The sequence below is a fragment of the Phytoactinopolyspora mesophila genome (assembly GCF_010122465.1).
In the GTDB taxonomy this organism is placed as follows: domain Bacteria; phylum Actinomycetota; class Actinomycetes; order Jiangellales; family Jiangellaceae; genus Phytoactinopolyspora; species Phytoactinopolyspora mesophila.
Window position 1 is genome coordinate 385,451 of record NZ_WLZY01000006.1, and the last position, 17,415, is coordinate 402,865.

At 67.2% G+C, this 17,415-nt stretch carries 15 protein-coding genes and 1 pseudogene; 8 read left to right on the top strand and 8 right to left on the bottom strand.

The window, feature by feature from the left end; all coding sequences use genetic code 11:
* Window positions 1-63: 63 nt before the first annotated feature.
* Complete coding sequence (locus F7O44_RS18880; RefSeq protein WP_162451806.1) at window positions 64-633, bottom strand: hypothetical protein; 570 nt, start codon at window positions 631-633, stop codon at window positions 64-66.
* An 81-nt stretch (window positions 634-714) separates the two neighbouring features.
* Between F7O44_RS18880 and F7O44_RS18885 the strand changes: the two genes are divergently transcribed.
* The 4 genes and pseudogenes from F7O44_RS18885 to F7O44_RS18900 form a co-directional block, all read left to right on the top strand.
* Window positions 715-1,143, top strand: a complete 429-nt coding sequence (locus tag F7O44_RS18885; RefSeq protein ID WP_162451807.1) for a nuclear transport factor 2 family protein — start codon at window positions 715-717, stop codon at window positions 1,141-1,143.
* A 15-nt stretch (window positions 1,144-1,158) separates the two neighbouring features.
* Complete coding sequence (locus F7O44_RS18890; protein WP_162451808.1) at window positions 1,159-1,728, top strand: GNAT family N-acetyltransferase; 570 nt, start codon at window positions 1,159-1,161, stop codon at window positions 1,726-1,728.
* Window positions 1,729-1,800: 72 nt separating this feature from the next.
* Window positions 1,801-2,547 carry an arsenate reductase/protein-tyrosine-phosphatase family protein gene (locus F7O44_RS18895; protein ID WP_162451809.1) on the top strand — a complete coding sequence of 249 codons (747 nt, stop codon included), beginning with the start codon at window positions 1,801-1,803 and terminating at the stop codon, window positions 2,545-2,547.
* Window positions 2,548-2,587: 40 nt separating this feature from the next.
* Window positions 2,588-3,004 (top strand): annotated as a pseudogene (locus F7O44_RS18900) (arsenate reductase ArsC); the annotation flags it as partial.
* Window positions 3,005-3,084: 80 nt separating this feature from the next.
* Here F7O44_RS18900 and F7O44_RS18905 read toward each other — a convergent pair.
* Both F7O44_RS18905 and F7O44_RS18910 read right to left on the bottom strand, forming a co-directional pair.
* Window positions 3,085-3,945 (bottom strand): alpha/beta hydrolase, encoded by an 861-nt coding sequence (locus F7O44_RS18905; protein WP_162451811.1) that lies wholly within the window; start codon window positions 3,943-3,945, stop codon window positions 3,085-3,087.
* Window positions 3,946-4,023: 78 nt separating this feature from the next.
* Window positions 4,024-4,647 (bottom strand): TetR/AcrR family transcriptional regulator, encoded by a 624-nt coding sequence (locus tag F7O44_RS18910; RefSeq protein WP_162451812.1) that lies wholly within the window; start codon window positions 4,645-4,647, stop codon window positions 4,024-4,026.
* 123 nt (window positions 4,648-4,770) lie between these two features.
* Between F7O44_RS18910 and F7O44_RS18915 the strand changes: the two genes are divergently transcribed.
* The 4 genes from F7O44_RS18915 (at window position 4,771) to F7O44_RS18930 (ending at window position 11,530) form a co-directional block, all read left to right on the top strand.
* Window positions 4,771-5,781 carry a uroporphyrinogen decarboxylase/cobalamine-independent methonine synthase family protein gene (locus F7O44_RS18915; protein WP_222851495.1) on the top strand — a complete coding sequence of 337 codons (1,011 nt, stop codon included), beginning with the start codon at window positions 4,771-4,773 and terminating at the stop codon, window positions 5,779-5,781.
* A gap of 11 nt (window positions 5,782-5,792) precedes the next feature.
* Window positions 5,793-8,129 carry an NAD-dependent DNA ligase LigA gene (gene ligA, locus F7O44_RS18920; RefSeq protein ID WP_343073893.1) on the top strand — a complete coding sequence of 779 codons (2,337 nt, stop codon included), beginning with the start codon at window positions 5,793-5,795 and terminating at the stop codon, window positions 8,127-8,129.
* A gap of 76 nt (window positions 8,130-8,205) precedes the next feature.
* Window positions 8,206-9,333, top strand: coding sequence for a CapA family protein (locus F7O44_RS18925; RefSeq protein WP_162451815.1), 1,128 nt, complete (start codon window positions 8,206-8,208; stop codon window positions 9,331-9,333).
* Window positions 9,334-9,424: 91 nt separating this feature from the next.
* The gene (locus tag F7O44_RS18930; protein WP_162451816.1) at window positions 9,425-11,530 is read left to right on the top strand and encodes a RecQ family ATP-dependent DNA helicase; all 2,106 of its coding nucleotides are present in this window, start codon (window positions 9,425-9,427) and stop codon (window positions 11,528-11,530) included.
* On the opposite strand, the gene F7O44_RS18935 is transcribed toward F7O44_RS18930, so the two are convergent.
* From F7O44_RS18935 to F7O44_RS18955, 5 genes are all read right to left on the bottom strand, one after another.
* Window positions 11,417-12,181, bottom strand: a complete 765-nt coding sequence (locus F7O44_RS18935; RefSeq protein ID WP_162451817.1) for an ACT domain-containing protein — start codon at window positions 12,179-12,181, stop codon at window positions 11,417-11,419. The genes F7O44_RS18930 and F7O44_RS18935 overlap by 114 nt on opposite strands.
* A gap of 199 nt (window positions 12,182-12,380) precedes the next feature.
* Complete coding sequence (locus F7O44_RS18940; RefSeq protein ID WP_162451818.1) at window positions 12,381-13,028, bottom strand: response regulator; 648 nt, start codon at window positions 13,026-13,028, stop codon at window positions 12,381-12,383.
* Window positions 13,029-13,162: 134 nt separating this feature from the next.
* Complete coding sequence (locus F7O44_RS18945) at window positions 13,163-14,242, bottom strand: hypothetical protein (RefSeq protein WP_162451819.1); 1,080 nt, start codon at window positions 14,240-14,242, stop codon at window positions 13,163-13,165.
* Between the two features lie 260 nt (window positions 14,243-14,502).
* Window positions 14,503-15,867 carry a sensor histidine kinase gene (locus F7O44_RS18950; RefSeq protein WP_162451882.1) on the bottom strand — a complete coding sequence of 455 codons (1,365 nt, stop codon included), beginning with the start codon at window positions 15,865-15,867 and terminating at the stop codon, window positions 14,503-14,505.
* Window positions 15,868-15,872: 5 nt separating this feature from the next.
* Window positions 15,873-17,360 carry an acyltransferase family protein gene (locus F7O44_RS18955; RefSeq protein WP_162451820.1) on the bottom strand — a complete coding sequence of 496 codons (1,488 nt, stop codon included), beginning with the start codon at window positions 17,358-17,360 and terminating at the stop codon, window positions 15,873-15,875.
* Window positions 17,361-17,415: the final 55 nt, after the last annotated feature.

The window sequence follows — 17,415 nt, forward strand, 5'->3', positions numbered from 1 at the left end:
GTGCCCACCCGGCGCCGCCATGGCCGATCGGGCACCGCTTCATGAACGTGCGGTCGTGGAGTCTTAGTCGGTGTCGAGCTCGCAAGCCGCGTCCAGCTTGTCGAAGTAGCTGTCCCACGCCGCTTGGTACTCGTCGCTGAGCAAGGGGTGGTCCGGGTCAGCCCAGCTGTGGTCCCGCGACTCGTTGATGATGTCGAGGACGAACAGCAGCTCCGGATGGAACTCGTCCGGTAGGTCGTTGATGATCTCGGTGACTTCGGCGTTGATCTCGGCATAGTCGACCTCTTCCTCCTCACCGAACATGGTGAGCGGAAGGCTAGCGACAGCCATGGCGGCGCCGCTGAGTTCCATGCATCGGGAGAACTCGAATCCGAGACCCGACAAGGCGTCCCAATCGACCTCGCCGAAGAGGTCGTCCGGGGCGGCGTCAGGTGCGTCGTCATCGTCGGCGGTCGTGTCCAGGTCTGGGTCGCCGGCGTCGTCTTCATCGTCGGCGTCGTCGACTGTCTCTTCGATGACGGGAGCGTCGTCGTCGGACGTCGCGGCGGTATCGGCGTCGTCCCCTCCGCACGCGGCGACGGCGAGCGCGACGGCGGCGAAGACGGCCGCCAGGCGGCGGTCAAGCGTGATCATGGTGTCCCCCTCGAGTAAGTGCGGGCCCCCAGCCCGCGGCCGACTGATCATACGACAGGCTTGTCAGTGCCGGGAGGCAAGATGGGCGATACGCCAGAAAATGATGCTGACGCCGTTGTCCGGACGTTCTGGGAGTACATCGACGCGCGGGCGTGGGATGCTCTCGGGGCCATCCTCGACGCCGACCTGGTTGTGGAGTACACGCATACCGGTGAAACCCTCGACCGCTCGTCCTTCGTGCGGCTCAACCGGGAGTATCCCGGTCAATGGCGTGCGGATGTGCTTGACCTCGTCTGCCAAGGCGAACGCGCGGCTGCGCACGTCCGGGTCAGCGATGGGCGGCAGGAGTACAGGGTGGCCTCGTTCGCCACCGCGCGCGGTGGCCGGATCGTCGCGCTGACCGAGTTGTGGACCGAAGTGGGGTTGGAGGTGCCGGCGGAGCGACGTCCCGCGCAGGACGGGACTGAGATCTCCGCAGCTCCTGGTGCGTCACCCGGTCGAGAGGGCTGAGTTACGCTGCTGGCCATGGCAGAGAGATCCACGGACATCAACCACGCGTCGCTGACCGGCGAAAAGGTGCGGCTTCGAGCATTGCGCGACGACGACCTTCCGGATCTGTGCCGGTGGTGGTCGGATCCCGCCCAGGCGGTCTATCAGACGACGCATGCTCCCACGCCGCGTCCCTCGGCGGACCTGATCGAGATGTTCCGCGGATGGAGCAAGAACGACGGCAGCCGCTGGGGATTCTCGGTGGAGGCGAAGGGTGACGCCGCCTTCGTGGGCCATGTGACTTTGTTCGGTGCCAACATCAAAGACCGATGCGCCGAGTTCGCCATCATCATCGGCACCGAACACCAGGACCGCGGTTACGGCACCGATGCCACTCGGCTGATGGTCTCCTACGGCTTCGCCGAGCTCGGTCTGCACCGGATCGAACTGGGTGTCTTCGGTTTCAATGAGCGAGCGATCGCCGCCTATGCGAGGGCTGGATTCGTCGAAGAAGGCCGGCGCCGTGCTGCCGTTTACCGCAGTGGAGTCTGGCACGACGACGTGTATATGGGCCTGCTGCGCCATGAATGGGAACGGTTGCGCTGATCGCATAGCGCCTGGAGACCGAATGTGTGGCCGCGGTTGACGGAGCTGGATGGCTCAATCATCATTGAGTCAATGAGTATTGAGCTATCGGTCGAGCGTCGTGCCGCGATTCACGCCGCACTTGGTGATCCCGGCCGGCTGGCTGTGGTCGACGCTCTGCTGGTCGGTGACGCTGCGCCCGGGGAGCTCGCGCGCCGGCTCGGAATCCCCTCGAATCTGCTGGCGCACCACATCAACGTGCTGCAGAGTTCGGGGCTGGTGCGCCGGATCCGCTCGGAAGCGGACCGCCGGCGTTCCTACGTCACCCTCGAGCCGGACGCATACGACGCGATCACCGCTGCCGGTCCGGTTGAACCGGACCTGAGCGCGAGCCGGGTCCTGTTCGTCTGCACCCGGAACTCGGCCCGGTCTCAGATCGCCGCGGCGCTGTGGGGGAGATGCAGCACGTTGCCGGTGGGCTCGGCTGGAACCCATCCTGCGGACCGGGTGCATCCCGGTGCCGTCGCCGCGGCCCGCCGGCACGGCATGCCCTTCCGGCCCGGGAGGCCCCGCGACGTGTCCCGAGTGGCGCGTGCCGACGACCTCCTGGTGACCGTCTGTGATGCGGCGGGCGAGGAGCTAGGCGAACTGCGCCACGTGCATTGGTCGGTCCGCGACCCGGTGTGTACCGGTACGGATGCGGCCTTCGACGAGACTCTCAGCGTCTTGGCCGGGCGAGTGGCCCGGCTGGCCGGAATACTCCAGCCGCACGGATCCGGCCGGTCCGGCAGCGGCTTGGAAGCCACGTCAGGACGTCAAGCTGGAGGAGATCATGACTGATACGCCGCCCGGATCAGGAGATTCCCAAGTGGCCCCCGGGGGCACGCCGACGGTGCTGTTCCTGTGCGTGCACAACGCGGGTCGCTCGCAGATGGCCTTGGGATTTTTCGAGCACTTGGCCGATGGTCGCGCTGTTGCACGCTCCGGCGGCTCCGAGCCCGCCGCGGAGGTCAACCCGATGGCGGTAGCGGCCATGGCCGAGCGTGGGATCGATATCTCGCGTGAGTTCCCGAAGCCGTGGACCGACGAGATCGTCCGGGAGGCCGACGTCGTCGTCACCATGGGGTGCGGCGACGCCTGTCCGGTGTTCCCGGGGAAGCGCTACGAGGATTGGGCGCTGGCCGATCCTGCTGGGCAGGACCTGCCGGCCGTGCGCCCGATCCGCGACGAGATCGAACGGCGAGTCCGCGGCCTGCTCGACAGCCTCGGCGTCCCCGCCGCTTCCCCCGCCAGCTAGATGATCATGTTTGGTGGGTTTCCCCGAGCATCAACAGGACTGCAGGCATGGTGACGCCCGAGAAGACCCACCAAACATGATCATCTAGGCGGCGACGTGAGGTAGTCGGCGGTGAGCTTGACGACGTCGTTGTCGATGAGGATGCGCTGGTGGCCGAGGCCTTCGGTGGTCACCATCTCCGACTCCGGCCAGACTTCCGCCAGCCGTACCCCGCCCTTGTAGGGCAGCCTCTTGTCGTCACGGTCGTGAATGATCAAGGCTGGCGGAACCACCTCGTCACTGCCGATCCTGAGAGCGTTGAAGTCGTCCAGCGGGCGGGCGGCCAGCCGGGCTAGGCGCTCGTAGAGGAACTGCCGCGATCGGGGGCCGTATCCGAGCAGCTGCTCGACTTGTTCGACGGTGCTGATCGGGTTGGCCTCGGGGGCTATGAACACGACGCGCTTGGCGGGTAGTCCATCGCGAACTGCCAGTGCGGTGGCGGCAGAGCCCATGGAATGCGCGACTATGCCGGCCGGTTCGCCATGCTGGGTGACGACTCCGGTCAGTGCGTCGCTGAAGTCCAGGGCCGTTGCCCGGCCGCGGCCGATCATGCCGGCCGGGGAATCGCCGTGGCTCGGCACATCGAAGGCGATGACACGGCAACCGGCGTTCAGCAATGGCTCGACGAATGCGCCTAGCTGGCCGCGCCAGCCGCCCCAGCCGTGGATCAAATAGATCGTCCTGGCGGCTGAATCGTTGGTGGGGGTCCAGGTTTCGACGGCGATCTCGCGTCCGTCGCCCAGGCGGACGGCGGATCTGGTGCCCGGGAACGGCCGGTTGTCCTGGCGGCGTCCGGATGTGTCGGGCAGCGTGCACCAGAGCCGGAAAGCCCATCGGCCAGCTAGTCGTGGCGCCGTTCGGTCCAGCACCGTGAAGGCTGCCCGCAGTGCCGACAGCCGCATACTAACAGAACGAACGGTCGTGCTTTTCGTGGTCGTGGAGGAGGTCGACATCTGTGGTCCTTTCGCGGTGGTGCCGAGTCAGTCGGAGGCGGAATGAGGTGGGGTGGCTCGATCGGGGGCTCGCGCGGCGTCGAGCAGGGCTTCGAACGCGCGCCGTGCCCGGGGCTGCGCCGCGGTGTCGTCGAGCAGGCGGTGGGCATGGTAGAAGCCGAGCATCACGCCGTTGAGATCGTGCGCGAACTGCTCGGCGTCGGCGTCCTCGCGGAACTGGCCCTCGGTGATGCCGGTGCGAAAGACCTGGGCAATGGTGTCGAGCAGGTCTCGGTGGTCCTGGACCAATTGGTCGCGAACGGGGCCGGGCTGCTCGTCCAGCTCGGTTGCGGCCTTCACGAACAGGCAGCCGCCCGGCATCCGGAACAGCCCGCAGTCGAGCCACCGGTCGAACAGTTCGCGCACGCGGGGCTCGCCTCGGGGCGCCGCGAGGGCGGGGCGGATGACGGAGTCGATGAACTCGGCGCGCGACTCGGCCAGGACGGCCAGCTGCAGAGCCTCCTTCGACTGGAAGTGGGCAAACAGTCCACTCTTGGACATGCCCGTAGATGACGCCAGGTTGCCGATGGTCAACCCGCCGAGGCCAACTTGATAGGCCGTCTGCACACCACGGCGGAGGATGATCCGCCGGGTGTCGGCACCCTTGCTCATAGTGGGGAGAATAGCACGACCGTACGCTTCGTCGCGGCATGTGTAGACCCGGGGATCACGGGCCGAATGCAGGAGTCATGCCGGGGCAGCGGCGAAGAGACGGCTGGTCGTAGTCTCTGGAGCGTGAGCTTCCCCTGGAAACCGGCCGTCGCCACAGGCGTCGGGTCCTTGCCTTACGAAGATCGTGACGAGGCGGCCCGTATCGTGTTCGGCGAGCTGCCGGACTTGCCGCACCTGCCGGAATTGCCGTGGCGTGGGGCGGGTTCGGAGATCGTCGGTCGTACCGCCACACTCCTCGTCGACATCCATGTCGATCTGCAGCCGTCCGGATGGCGGTTGATTGACCGGGCCGGCGCTGACGAACGACGGGCGCGGTCCACGTTGCGGGCCGACCTCGACGCTCTGGAGATTGCCGCCCATGGCTACAGCGGGCCGTTCAAGATCCAGGTGGGCGGGCCGTTGACGCTGGCGGCCACGCTCCAGCGCACGAGGGGCGATCGCGCCGTCAGCGACCATGGCGCGCGTCGGGATCTCGCGGCGTCGTTGGCCGAAGGGCTGGCCGAACATGTCGCCGAGGTCGCCAAACGGGTGCCCGGCGGATCGCTCGTCGTGCAGATCGACGAGCCCAGCCTGCCCGCGGTGCTGGCCGGCGAGATCCCCACGATCAGCGGATGGGGACGGCTGCGCTCGGTGGACCCGAGCGAGGCCGAGACCCTATTGAGCACGGTAATCGGTGCCGTCGGCGCGCCGGTGGTCGTGCACAGCTGTGCGACCAGGGTGCCGGTTTCGCTGCTGCACCGGGCTGGTGCGGTGGCGGTGGCCATCGACGTCAACTTGGTGGAAGGCGAGTACCTGACTGATCTTGCCGAAGCGGTGGATGCTGGTCTTGGCTTGTGGCCGGGCATTGTGCCATCGGCGGCGCCGGAGACACCGCCGGCGGACCGTGAACTTGCGCAACGGATCGTCGGGCTGTGCCGCCGCCTGGATCAGGACCCGGCTCGGATGGCGCCGCGCATCGTCGTCACACCGACATGTGGTCTCGCGGGATCGAGTCCGACCTGGGCGCGCCAGGCCTATCGGCTCGCGCGGACGACGGCCCGCGCCTTCGCGGACATTGTCGGTCTGGAGCAGTAACGTCTGTGGTTGTGAGCACCGAATCTGCTGAGTCCGTGAGCGCCGAGCCCGTTGATCTCGCCGAGGTTCCCGCCGACGTCCGTGAGCGTCACGTCACCCTCGCGGAAGAGATCGAGAACCATCGGCATCGGTACTTCATTGAGGACAGCCCGACCGTCAGCGATGCCGAGTTCGATCTGTTGGTGCGGGAACTGGAACGGATCGAAGACCAGTACCCGGTGCTGCGCACCCCGGATTCGCCGACCCAGAAGGTCGGTGCTCCGGTGGCCGAGCCCGGCGCCATTGCCGAAGGCTCGTGGCCACCTATCGATCATCTGGAACGGATGCTCAGTCTCGACAACGCCTTCACCTTCGACGAGCTCACCGAATGGGCCACGCGCGTCGAGCGTGAGGTCGGCGACGGCGCACGCTATCTCTGCGAACCGAAGATCGACGGGCTGGCGGTCGACATCGTCTATCGCGACGGACGTCTCTCCACGCTCGCCACCCGCGGCGACGGCCGCACCGGCGAGAACGTGACGTTCAACGCCCAGTTCGCCGATGCCATCCCCAAAGAGCTGACCGGCACCTCCGAGTATCCAGTGCCGGAAGTCGTCGAGATCCGCGGCGAGATGGTCTTTCCCACCGAGGCGTTCGAAGCGATCAACGAAGAACGCGGCCGCCTTGGCCTGCCGTTGTTCGCCAACGCGCGCAACTCCGGCGCCGGTGTGCTCCGGCAACGGCTCGACCGTCGGCAGGAGAAGCTCGAGGCGGCCCGTGCGCGCGCCGCGGCGGCCGGCGGAGAAGGACGTTCGCAGGTTGCGCTGGAACGCCTCGAAGAGGAGTTCGATCGTGCCCGGCGCATGCTGTCGTCGCTGATCCTCATCTGCCACGGGTTGGGGCAGCGAAGTGGGTTCGAGGTGGCGTACCAGTCGGAGGCCTACGACGCGCTCAAGGCGTGGGGCCTGCCGGTCAATGATCGCGTGCGAGTCGTGCCGGACTTGGACGCAGTTCAGGATTACATCGGCTATTACGGTGAGCACCGCCACGACGTCGAGTACGAGCTCGACGGTGTGGTCGTCAAGGTCGATCAGGTCCCGTTGCAGCGGCGTCTCGGCTCTACCTCGCGGGCGCCGCGCTGGGCTATCGCCTATAAGTACCCGCCGGAGGAAGTCACCACGAAGCTGCTCGACATCCGGGTCAGCGTCGGGCGCACCGGCCGGGTCACCCCGTACGGCGTGATGCAACCGGTGAAGGTGGCCGGCTCCACGGTCGAGAACGCCACGCTGCACAACGCATCCGAGGTGGAGCGCAAGGGTGTGCTCATCGGTGACACCGTGGTGCTGCGCAAAGCGGGTGATGTCATCCCGGAGATCCTCGGTCCGGTGCGCGATCTTCGTGATGGCACCGAGCAGCCCTTTGTCATGCCCACCGAATGCCCGTCGTGCGGGACGACGCTCGCGCCGGCGAAGGAGGGCGATGTCGATATCCGATGCCCCAACACTCGTTCCTGCCCGGCGCAGCTGGTGGAGCGGCTGTTCTACCTGTCCGGGCGGGGCGGTTTCGACATCGAGGCGATGGGCTGGGAGGCCGCGCAGGCCCTGACCGCTCCGGACACCCCGGATACGCCTCCGGTCACCGACGAAGGTGACCTCTTCTTGCTGCGCGTCGAGGACGTCCGTGACGTGATGATCCGCCGTGAGATACGCCGTAAAGGGGAGTCCACCGGCGAGACCGAGCTGGTGCCGTACTTCTACACAAAGGAAACGCCGGGAAAGCCGTCGGTGCCTACCAAGAACACCGAGCGCCTCTTCCGCCAGCTCGAGGAGGCGAAGGATCAACCGCTCTGGCGGGTCCTTGTCTCGCTGTCCATCCGGCATGTCGGCCCTACCGCGGCTCGTGCACTGGCGACGGCGTTCGGCTCGATGGAAGCGATCCAGAACGCTACCGAGGAGGAGCTGGCGGCCGTCGACGGTGTCGGGCCCACCATCGCGGCGTCGATCACGGAGTGGTTCCAGGTCGAATGGCACCGCGAAGTCGTGCGCAAGTGGCGCGAGGCGGGCGTGCGGATGGAAGACGAACGCGATGAGTCCGTGCCGCGCACGCTGGAGGGGGTGACCATCGTCGTCACCGGCTCGCTGGAAGGTTTCTCCCGTGACGAGGCCAAGGAAGCCATCCTGGTGCGCGGCGGCAAGGCGTCTGGGTCGGTGTCGAAGAAGACCTCGTTCGTCGTCGCCGGTGACAACGCTGGTTCCAAGCACGACAAAGCGTTGCAACTCGGTGTGCCAGTACTTGACGAGGAAGGTTTCCGTGCGCTGCTCGACGGCGGTCCCGACGCCGCGGCGGCCCACGTGCGGCAACCCGAGTAGACGCCACTCAATCACCGCCGCCGGTGTTCATGAGCACCCGCGGCAGGATACTGCGCGAGCGTCCTACCGTGGTGTTGTGGGCGAGCCAGACCTGACCGTGTTTCTCAGCGGCGATGTGATGCTGGGCCGTGGTATCGACCAGATATTGCCCAACGCTGGTGATCCGCGACTGGCCGAGCCTTTCGTGCGCGACGCCCGGGCCTATGTCGACCTCGCCGAGAAGGTGAACGGTCCGATTCCGCGCCCTGCCGAGTTCGAGTGGCCGTGGGGCGAGGCGTTGCCGGTGCTGGTGGAGTTGGGGCCCGATGTGCGCATTGTCAACCTCGAGACGAGCGTCACCACTAGCTCCGAGTTCGATCCCAGCAAGTCCGTGCACTATCGGATGAGCCCGGGCAACGTCGCGAGTCTGGTCGCCGGCAAGCCGGACGTGTGTGCGCTGGCCAACAACCACACGCTGGATTTCGGCCGCTCCGGCCTGGTGGAGACGCTGGAGGTGCTGGCCGCGTCCGGGCTGCACTCGGCCGGGGCCGGGCGCGACGCCCGGGAGGCGAGCAGGCCCGCCGTCGTGCGCACTTCAGGTGGCCGGCGAGTGACAGTCTTCTCGTTCGGCAGCCAGACCAGCGGTATACCAGCCGGTTGGCGCGCCGGCACCGATCACCCGGGCATTGCGATGGGGGAGCTCGACGATGCCAGCGACGTCCCTCGCGAGCGGATCGGAGCGGCCAAGAACTCCGGCGATATCGTCGTCGTCTCCGTGCACTGGGGCGGCAACTGGGGATACGAGATAGAACCAGAGCACATTGAGCTGGCTCATCGGCTGATCGATGCGGGGGCCGACGTGGTGCATGGGCACTCGTCGCACCATCCACGCCCGATCGAGGTCTACCGGGACAGACTCATCCTGTATGGCTGCGGCGACCTGATCAATGACTACGAGGGCATCGCCGGCCGGGACGAATACCGCGACGACCTCCGGCCCCTGTACCTCGCCGCGCTCGATCCGGAAACTGGAGCACTGCGCACGTTACGGATGATCATCATGCAGGCACGCAAGATGCGGCTGGAACACGCCGCTGCCGTGGACACGGCATGGCTCGCCGCGACTCTCGGCGAGCTCAGCGCCGCTCATGGTGTGGACGTACGCGTGATCTCGCTGGAAATGGCGGTAGGCGCGCTTCCTGCGTTGGACGTCGTCACCCGATGAGTCTGGCGTCGCGCACCTGATTGTTCTCATGGTCATGTGCTGTCGGTGCCGTGCGCTACGGTCGCTTGGAACGGCGACGGAATGGAAGAACATGGATCTCAAAGACGAGGCCGAGGCCCTTCTGCGGCGGCTGGTCGGTAACCCCGCCGCGGCGTTCCGCGACGGCCAGTGGGAGGCCGTCCGCGATCTCGTGGATCATCAGCGTCGTGTGCTTGTCGTGCAGCGCACCGGCTGGGGCAAGTCTGCCGTGTACTTCGTCGCTACCGGCCTGCTGCGGGCTCGTGGACGCGGCCCGACGGTGATCGTATCGCCGCTGCTCGCGCTGATGCGAGACCAGATAGCTGCTGCTGAGAAGGCTGGCGTCCGAGCGGTCACCATCAACTCCGCGAACGCCGATCAATGGGGCGAAGTCGCCCAACAGCTTGCCGACGACGCCGTGGACGTTCTACTGGTCAGTCCGGAACGGCTGAACAATCCGCGGTTCCGGGAGGAGCAGCTCCCGGCGCTGGCCAGCGGCGCCGGGCTGGTCGTCGTCGACGAGGCCCATTGCGTGTCGGACTGGGGACACGATTTCCGGCCGGACTACCGGCGCATCCGCGACCTCCTGGATTCTCTGCCGGGCGGTACACCGGTACTGGCCACCACAGCGACGGCCAACGCTCGAGTGGTCACCGACGTCGCCGAGCAGCTCGGTAGTGGCGGGGCAGAGGTGCGGACTGTTCGCGGTTCGCTGGCTCGCGACAGCTTGCGGTTGGGAGTGCTCACGCTGCCGTCGTCCGACGAGCGCCTGGGCTGGCTTCTGGCCCACCTGAATGAGCTGCCGGGCAGCGGGATCATCTACGCGCTCACCGTCTCAGCCGCCGAAGACACCGCGGCGTTGCTGCACGATGCCGGACATCGGGTCCTGGCCTACACCGGCCGGACCGACCCCGCGGACCGGATCGATGCCGAGCGGGCGCTGTTGCACAACGAGGTCAAGGCGCTGGTCGCCACCAGCGCGCTCGGTATGGGCTTCGACAAGCCGGACCTCGGTTTTGTCGTGCACCTGGGCGCGCCCCCATCGCCGGTGGCGTACTACCAGCAGGTGGGCCGGGCAGGCCGGGCCACCGAGCGGGCCGACGTGCTGCTGCTCCCGGGCGCGCAGGACAAGGACATCTGGCACTACTTCGCGACGGTCTCGATGCCGCAGCCCGAACAGGCCGAAGCGGTGATCTCGGCCCTGACCGATGCCGGCCAGCCCATGTCCACGGCGGCCCTGGAGACCGTTGCCGACGTCCGGCGGACCCGCCTGGAACTGTTGCTGAAGGTGCTCGACGTAGACGGCGCGGTACGCCGGGTCCGTGGTGGCTGGGAGGCTACCGGCCGGCCTTGGGTCTATGACGCCGAGCGCTACGCGCGGGTGGCGGCAACGCGCACCGACGAGGCCCAGATGATGCTGACCTATCAGCGTGGTGATCGATGCCGCATGGCGTTCCTGCAGGAGGTGCTCGACGACCCAGCTGCTGCCGAGTGCGGGCGCTGCGATGTCTGTGCAGGCGCCTGGTACTCGGGGACAGTCCCCGATGACGCCCGGGCGAGCGCGCGCAACACCCTTGACCGGGCGGGGATTGCCGTCGAACCACGTGCTCAATGGCCGTCGGGAATGGGCCGGCTCGGCGTCGAGGTTCGCGGCAAAATCCCCGACACCGAACGGGTGGAGCCAGGCAGGGCGGTCGCACGCCTCACCGATCTCGGGTGGGGGCAGCGTCTGCGAGAGGTATTGGGCGAACCTGACGCGCCGGCCGGCGACGCTCTACTCACGGCATGTGTGGACGTTCTGCGCGATTGGGACTGGGAACACCGCCCGCACGCAGTGGCCTGGATGCCGTCATACTCTCGGCCGAAACTGATTCAGTCGGTGGCGCAGCATCTCGCCGGGATCGGCCGGCTGAGAGAACTTGGGCCGCTGGAGTCTCTCCCGGGACCGCCGCCGGGTGAGCCGGGTGGCAACAGCGCCTTCAGGCTGGCCGGAGTATGGGGGAGGTGGCAAGCTGGGGAGTCGATGCGCGCTTCACTCGCCGAGCTTGGCAGCGACCCTGTCGTGTTACTCGTCGACGACCTGATCGACTCCCGTTGGACCATCACCGTTGCCGGTCAGACCCTGCGTCAAGCCGGAGCCGGTCAGGTGCTGCCGTTTGCCCTGGCCGTCGCCGCGTGAGTCATCCTGGCCGATCACCCCGGCCAGGGCCGTGAGGTGGGTCAGGCGCGCCAGTTCGGAGGCGAGGATCTCCGGGCCCCCGTCGCGCCCGAGCACAATGGCCCGCACAGGCGAGTCGACGGGAGTGCCAACAGCCACGACATCCTGCCACGACTCCGGCGCCCAATCACCATCGGTGGAGATCCGCACGGGTGCTGGCATGGGAAGCCATGGCACAGTCAAGCCCGCGGCTTGAGGGGCTCCGGATGCTGAACGCTCCACCACCAGCCGTCCCTCTTCGAGCTTGACCAGCAGGGCCCAGCCGGATCGAAAGACGCCGGGTATCAAATCCACCAGGATCTCCGCGGCCCGGCTGGGCTCGGAGGTCATCGCCTCGACGGCTTCGAGATCACGGTGCAGGTGACCACCCGGGCTGTAGTGGCCGATGAATTCCACCTCGACGCCGTCGACCAAGCCGCAGGCGCTGACCAGGGAGTCCGGCAGCCTGCCCGGAGGAAGATCCACCAGGAAATCGTCCACGGCGCGACCGTCACCGCGGTGCTCCACTACATCGATGCCGACGATGTCCCCACCGGCGTCGCCGATGGCAGACGCGATAGCCCCGAGTGTGCCGGGCTCGTCGGGGAGCAGCACGCGCAGCAGATAGGACACCAGAACAATCCTGTCACTCGATGATGAAGGCTATGTTTCTGCCCGGCTTTGGCCTGGGCGGTTCGTCAAGGGCGGGTCGCCAGGCGCCAGGCGCCAAGAAGAATGTACCGGCCGGCACCCGCACTCGGGTGGAGTTTTCGATCAGAGAACCCGGTCGGTCCGGCCGCTGACGCGGCAAGGGCGCGGTGATCGTCCGGCGTCAGTGACCGGCCTTGAGCCAGGCCAGGACCGCCAGCACTCTGCGGTGCCCGTCGTCGGAAGGATGCAGGTCCAGCTTGGTGAGGATGGAGGAGATGTGTTTCTCCACGGCACCCTCGGTAACGACCATCGCTCGGGCGATGGCGGAGTTGGTCCGGCCCTCGGCCATCAGACCCAGCACGTCGCGTTCGCGCGGAGTGAGTTGCTCCAGCGGGTCGCGCCGTCGCTGGGCGAAAAGCTGAGCCACCACTTCCGGGTCGAGCACCGTGCCGCCCGAGGCGACGCGCTCCAGAGCATCGGACAGCTCGTTGAGGTTCGAGACGCGGTCCTTGAGGAGGTATCCCACCCCGCCGGCACCGTCGGCCAGGAGGTCGGAGGCGTAGGACTCCTCGACATACTGGGACAAGACGAGCACGCCGGTCCCGGGTACCTGTTTGCGGGCCTCGATGGCCGCCCGCAGGCCTTCATCGGTGTAGCTCGGCGGCATCCGGACGTCGACGATCGCGAGGTCAGGTTTGTGCTCGAGTACCGCTCGCACCAGTTCGGTGCCGTCGCCGACTCCTTCGACGACGTCCGCTCCGGCCTCCCCGAGCAGGCGCACCAAACCCTCACGGAGCAGCAACGAGTCTTCGGCCAGCACTATTCGCACAGGGCAAGCTTGCCACTCTCTGCCCACTTCAATACCGCCAGGTCGTGTCCAGGCCCGAAAACCGGGTATGACCCAACCTGGCGGTATTGAAGTCGGCCTCAACGGCACCTGGCGGTATTGAAGTCGGCATGACATCAGCGGCCATCCCGCCACCAGTCCGGTGGGAGGATGATCGAAGTGGGATGCGGCGACGGCCAGTCGGCCGGCCCGGGATCTACCGGGCCGACGCCGGGGACGTGCTTCCACCAGCGAATGGGCACGGAGCGGGGCGGATTGTCGCGCAACAGCCGACCGAATCTGCGGATCATCTCGTCTCGGCGAAAGGCTGCCATCCCGAAGTCGTAACGCACGATGTCGAGGCCGAGGCGTCGCAGCCGCCATTCCCGTTCTTTCTCCTTGGCGACAATCGCCGCCGCATCCGGGCGGTTATTGTACTTCCCTGCGCCGTCCGCTTCGTGCGCGGCGAAGTGGTACGGCCACAGCCCGTCGAGGCGGAACTCGGGCTCGTCGGCTCCTACCCAGGCATTGGAGACCGGCATAGGCAAACCACCGGCGATGACGCCGAACCGGCCGAGAGTCTCGATCGGGCTTTCCGACAGCGGGTCAGCGTTCTGGGCCACCCATCGGGCACGGGTGACGCCGGGCCACCGAGACATGAAGCGGGTGGCGTCGCCGATGTCGAGCCCTTGCCGGACGACTGCGTCTGCGACCACCAGCGCAGCTGGTATGTCGGTGGTCAGGGCGATGGTGGCGGCTGCCCATTCCTGGCTGACCAGCCGTACCCGCCTCGTCTGGGAGTGGTGTTCCGGCGGCACGCGGTGCGTCAGGATACGCCCGTAGGCACTTTGCTTCGGCCCTCTGCCGCGGCGTTTGGGGCGTACGACCACGGGGCGCTCGGGTGGGCGGCCGAGCGTCGGCAGCTGCCACACCGTGACCGCCGACCAGCCGGTAAGCAGGGCGTCCACATTGCTGGAGATGGCGAAGGCACGAGCTGACAGCTCGTGCAACTGCCAGCCTTCCGACCTCGCCACCGCTGCCGCCGACGCATAGACGCCGTCGGCCATCCGGACGAGCAAGCCCGCGCGCTCGAGCTCTGCCAGCCGCTGCGGGCGGACACCGACGTTGCGGGCCAGCCCCACATCGATCAAGCCCTCGCACTGGCGGAGAAGCGTTCTGATGTTGGACGGCAGTTGTGTCAGTCGGCGGCCGCTCATGGCGATCTACGATGACCGACGACGGACCGGGTTGCGCCCCGTCGTCGGCGAATTGTGGACAACCAGGCCCGTCGAGCAGCGCTCGCCTGTGGAAAACGCGCATCTTTCGTTCGCGCGGAACCAAGCCAAGCAACGCCACGCTCGACTTCAATACCGCCAGGTCGCGTTCAGGCCTGATAACAGGAGATGACGCAACCTGGCGGTATTGAAGTCGGTGTCAATGGCACCTGGCGGTATTGAAGTCGAGCGCTAGCGCAGGGTCATCTGACCGGGATGTCCGCGTTGACAACAGTGCCGGCGGAGTAGGGACTGTCGAGGGACAGCTCACCATCGACACCCGCGAGCCGGTCGGCGAGCCCGGCCAGCCCGTGCCCCTTGCCGATATGCGCGCCGCCGCGACCGTTGTCGGCGACCCGGATACACAGCAGGTCCCCAGCGGTGAAGACCGATACTTCGCAGCTGGTCGCGCCGCTGTGTTTGGCGACGTTGGTCAGCGACTCGGTGACGACGAAATACGCTGCGTTCTCGACGGCTGTCGGGAGCCGTTCGTCGGCGTCTAACTGGATGTCGAGGGTCGTCGGAACCGGGCAGCGGGCAGCCGCCGCGGCGAGCGCGGCCGCGAGTCCCCGGTCGGTCAGGATCGGCGGTGCGATCCCGCGGGACAACGCTCGCAGCTCGGCAAGGGCTTCCTGGGTCTGCTGAAGCGCGCCTTTGACGAGCGGTGCCGCGGCTTCGGGGTCGTCGTCGAGCCGGCGCTGGGCCGATTGAAGGTCCATGGTCAACCGCACCAGCCGTTGCTGGGGGCCGTCGTGGATGTCGCGCTCGACCTTGCGCAGTGTGTCCGCCTCGGCCTGGACGACGGCCTGCCTGCTCCGGGTGAGTTCGTCGGCGCGTGCCCGCAAGGCGGCGTTCTCGTTGGTCAGGATGGTCCAGGCGAGGGCCGACTCGATGGCGGCGAGGCCGCGCACAATGTAGGGCAGGGTTATGGCGAATACGACGCCGATGACGGTGTTGACGGTCACGTCGGCGGCGAACGAGTCCCAGCCCAGCACAAGGTCGGCCAGTCCGCGCTGCTCGTCATCGTCGTGCGGCAGCGACCAAGCCCACAGTGGGTAGGTGATCATCAACGACGCGGCGGTCCACGCGATGGTGAAAGACCAGGTGAACACCCGGACCGGAAGGATGATGATGCCGTGGAAGAAGTCCCGCCACAGTTGCGGATCGCGCAAGTAGCCGAGAATGCGTGAGAAACCCGACTCCTCCGGGTGCCGGTAGTAAGCGGGTCCGACCCTCCTGCCCTCGAGCAGACTGACGCGGCTTCGCTCCGCCGCCGCGAATCCACGGGCGGTCATCAAGGTGACCAGTAAGACCACGAGACCGACCAGGGCGAGCGGGATCAGCCCGACGCCGAGCCAGAAGCCGGTGACCATGAGGGTGAAGGACGCGATGGCGATCGGCAGACCGGGCAGCAGGTACAGCAGGTCGCTGCCTGCCTGGCGCCAGCCGGCCCGTGGCCGCGGCGGGCGAGACGCCCGATCGGGTCCGTGCGAGGCCTGGGGGGTGGCACCTGGGGTGCCAGGGGAGTAACCGTAGCCGGCTCCTGCGGGGTCTGTGGACCCATACATCGTGTTCACACTCCTACCTTCTCGCGTTCCGGCTGGCCTTGCGAGCCGGTCAACTGGTGAATAGTTGGTGGGGCTACCCCCACTCCGGGCCCGACGCGGGCTGGGGCCGCGACTGGGCGAGGGCGTGGAACCGCAGGCCGTGCGGTAGGCCGCGATTTCCGGTTGATCAAGAGCAGACCGACCCCGGTGACGACGCCCAGGCTCGCGCCTACCGGTCCGAGCGGGTGCGTAGCGAGTGCTGGGGAGAATCCGTTCACCGCGAACATCAGTAAGCCCAGTCCTATGAGTACGGTCGCGACGCCGACCGGCCAGCTGTGCCGGGGCGGTACCGTTCGCACCGAGCGTTCAACGCGAGAACACAGCCGGACGAATACGGCCAACACGAATGACAGGCTCACCAGCCATAGCGGCATGACCTGCCGCCATTCGGCGCTCAACAGCGCGGGCGTCGCCCATCCGAATCCGACGACGCTGACGCCGCCGACGACGATCAGCGCGGGCATGTGCCAGACGTAGATGGTCATCAGGCGGGCGGAGAGCCAATCGATCCCACGAGCTACCGGCGGGTAGGCTGCCCACCTCTCGAGCGCCGGCCGTAGGGCCAGGGCCAGACCAAGCTGCAGCGCGGTAACGGTCAGCAGTGCGAATGTAGGCGGGTTCATGTTGGACACCGGCTCGCCGGGCATTCCGATCATGCTGCCCGGGTATGGCCCGGCGGCTACCGCGAGCGTGGTTGCGAACAGACCGAGCCCGGCGACGACGAGCGCCCTCCAGCCGCTCATCCAGCGCAGCCTTCCCGAGGAGTAGGCGATGCCCAGCTGGTAGCAGGCGATCCAGACGAACGCGACATTGGCGTAGCCAACGATGCCGGTACCGCCGGCGAACCCGAAGCGGACGACGTCGACCAGTAGCGCACCAACGGCCAACAGCACGATCTCAGCTCCGCGGAGCCTCTGGTGCAGCTGTAACAGCGTGGGTGTCAAGGCGGTGATCAGCACATAGAGCGCCAGGAACCACAGCAGACGGCCGGCCAGCGCGGAGCCGGTCTCCACTGGATCCGCGGGTACACCGAGTGCCAGCAGCAGATGCGGAAGTGGCAGCCAGAGCGCTATCAGCGGCACGACGGGAGCCACAAGTCGTAGCAGCCGTCCGTCCAGCCAGCCATGGCAGAGGCCGATCGGTCGCGAGCGCGACCCGAAACCGGGCCGGCGGATCAGGCTGTAGGCGGCTGCCGCACCGCCGGCGAAGAACACCAGCGGCATCACCTGGCTCAGCCATGTGACGGCCCACGCTCCTGGAGTGGCCAGCGCGTTGCCCGTAGTGAGCACCCCGTCGTCGTAGGCGATAGCCGGCATCAGCCAATGCTGGGCGACCACGAGCACGATCGCGGTCACCCGCAAGACATCGACGAACGGGTCACGACGCCGGTCCGGTCCGGGCGACGGGCGGCCTGTGCCGGGACTCGGATGGCTGGCTTCCAGTGGTTTGAGCATGGATCCAAGCCTTGTGAACTGCGGCGTCATGCACATCGGTGCCAGCTGGCGTCCT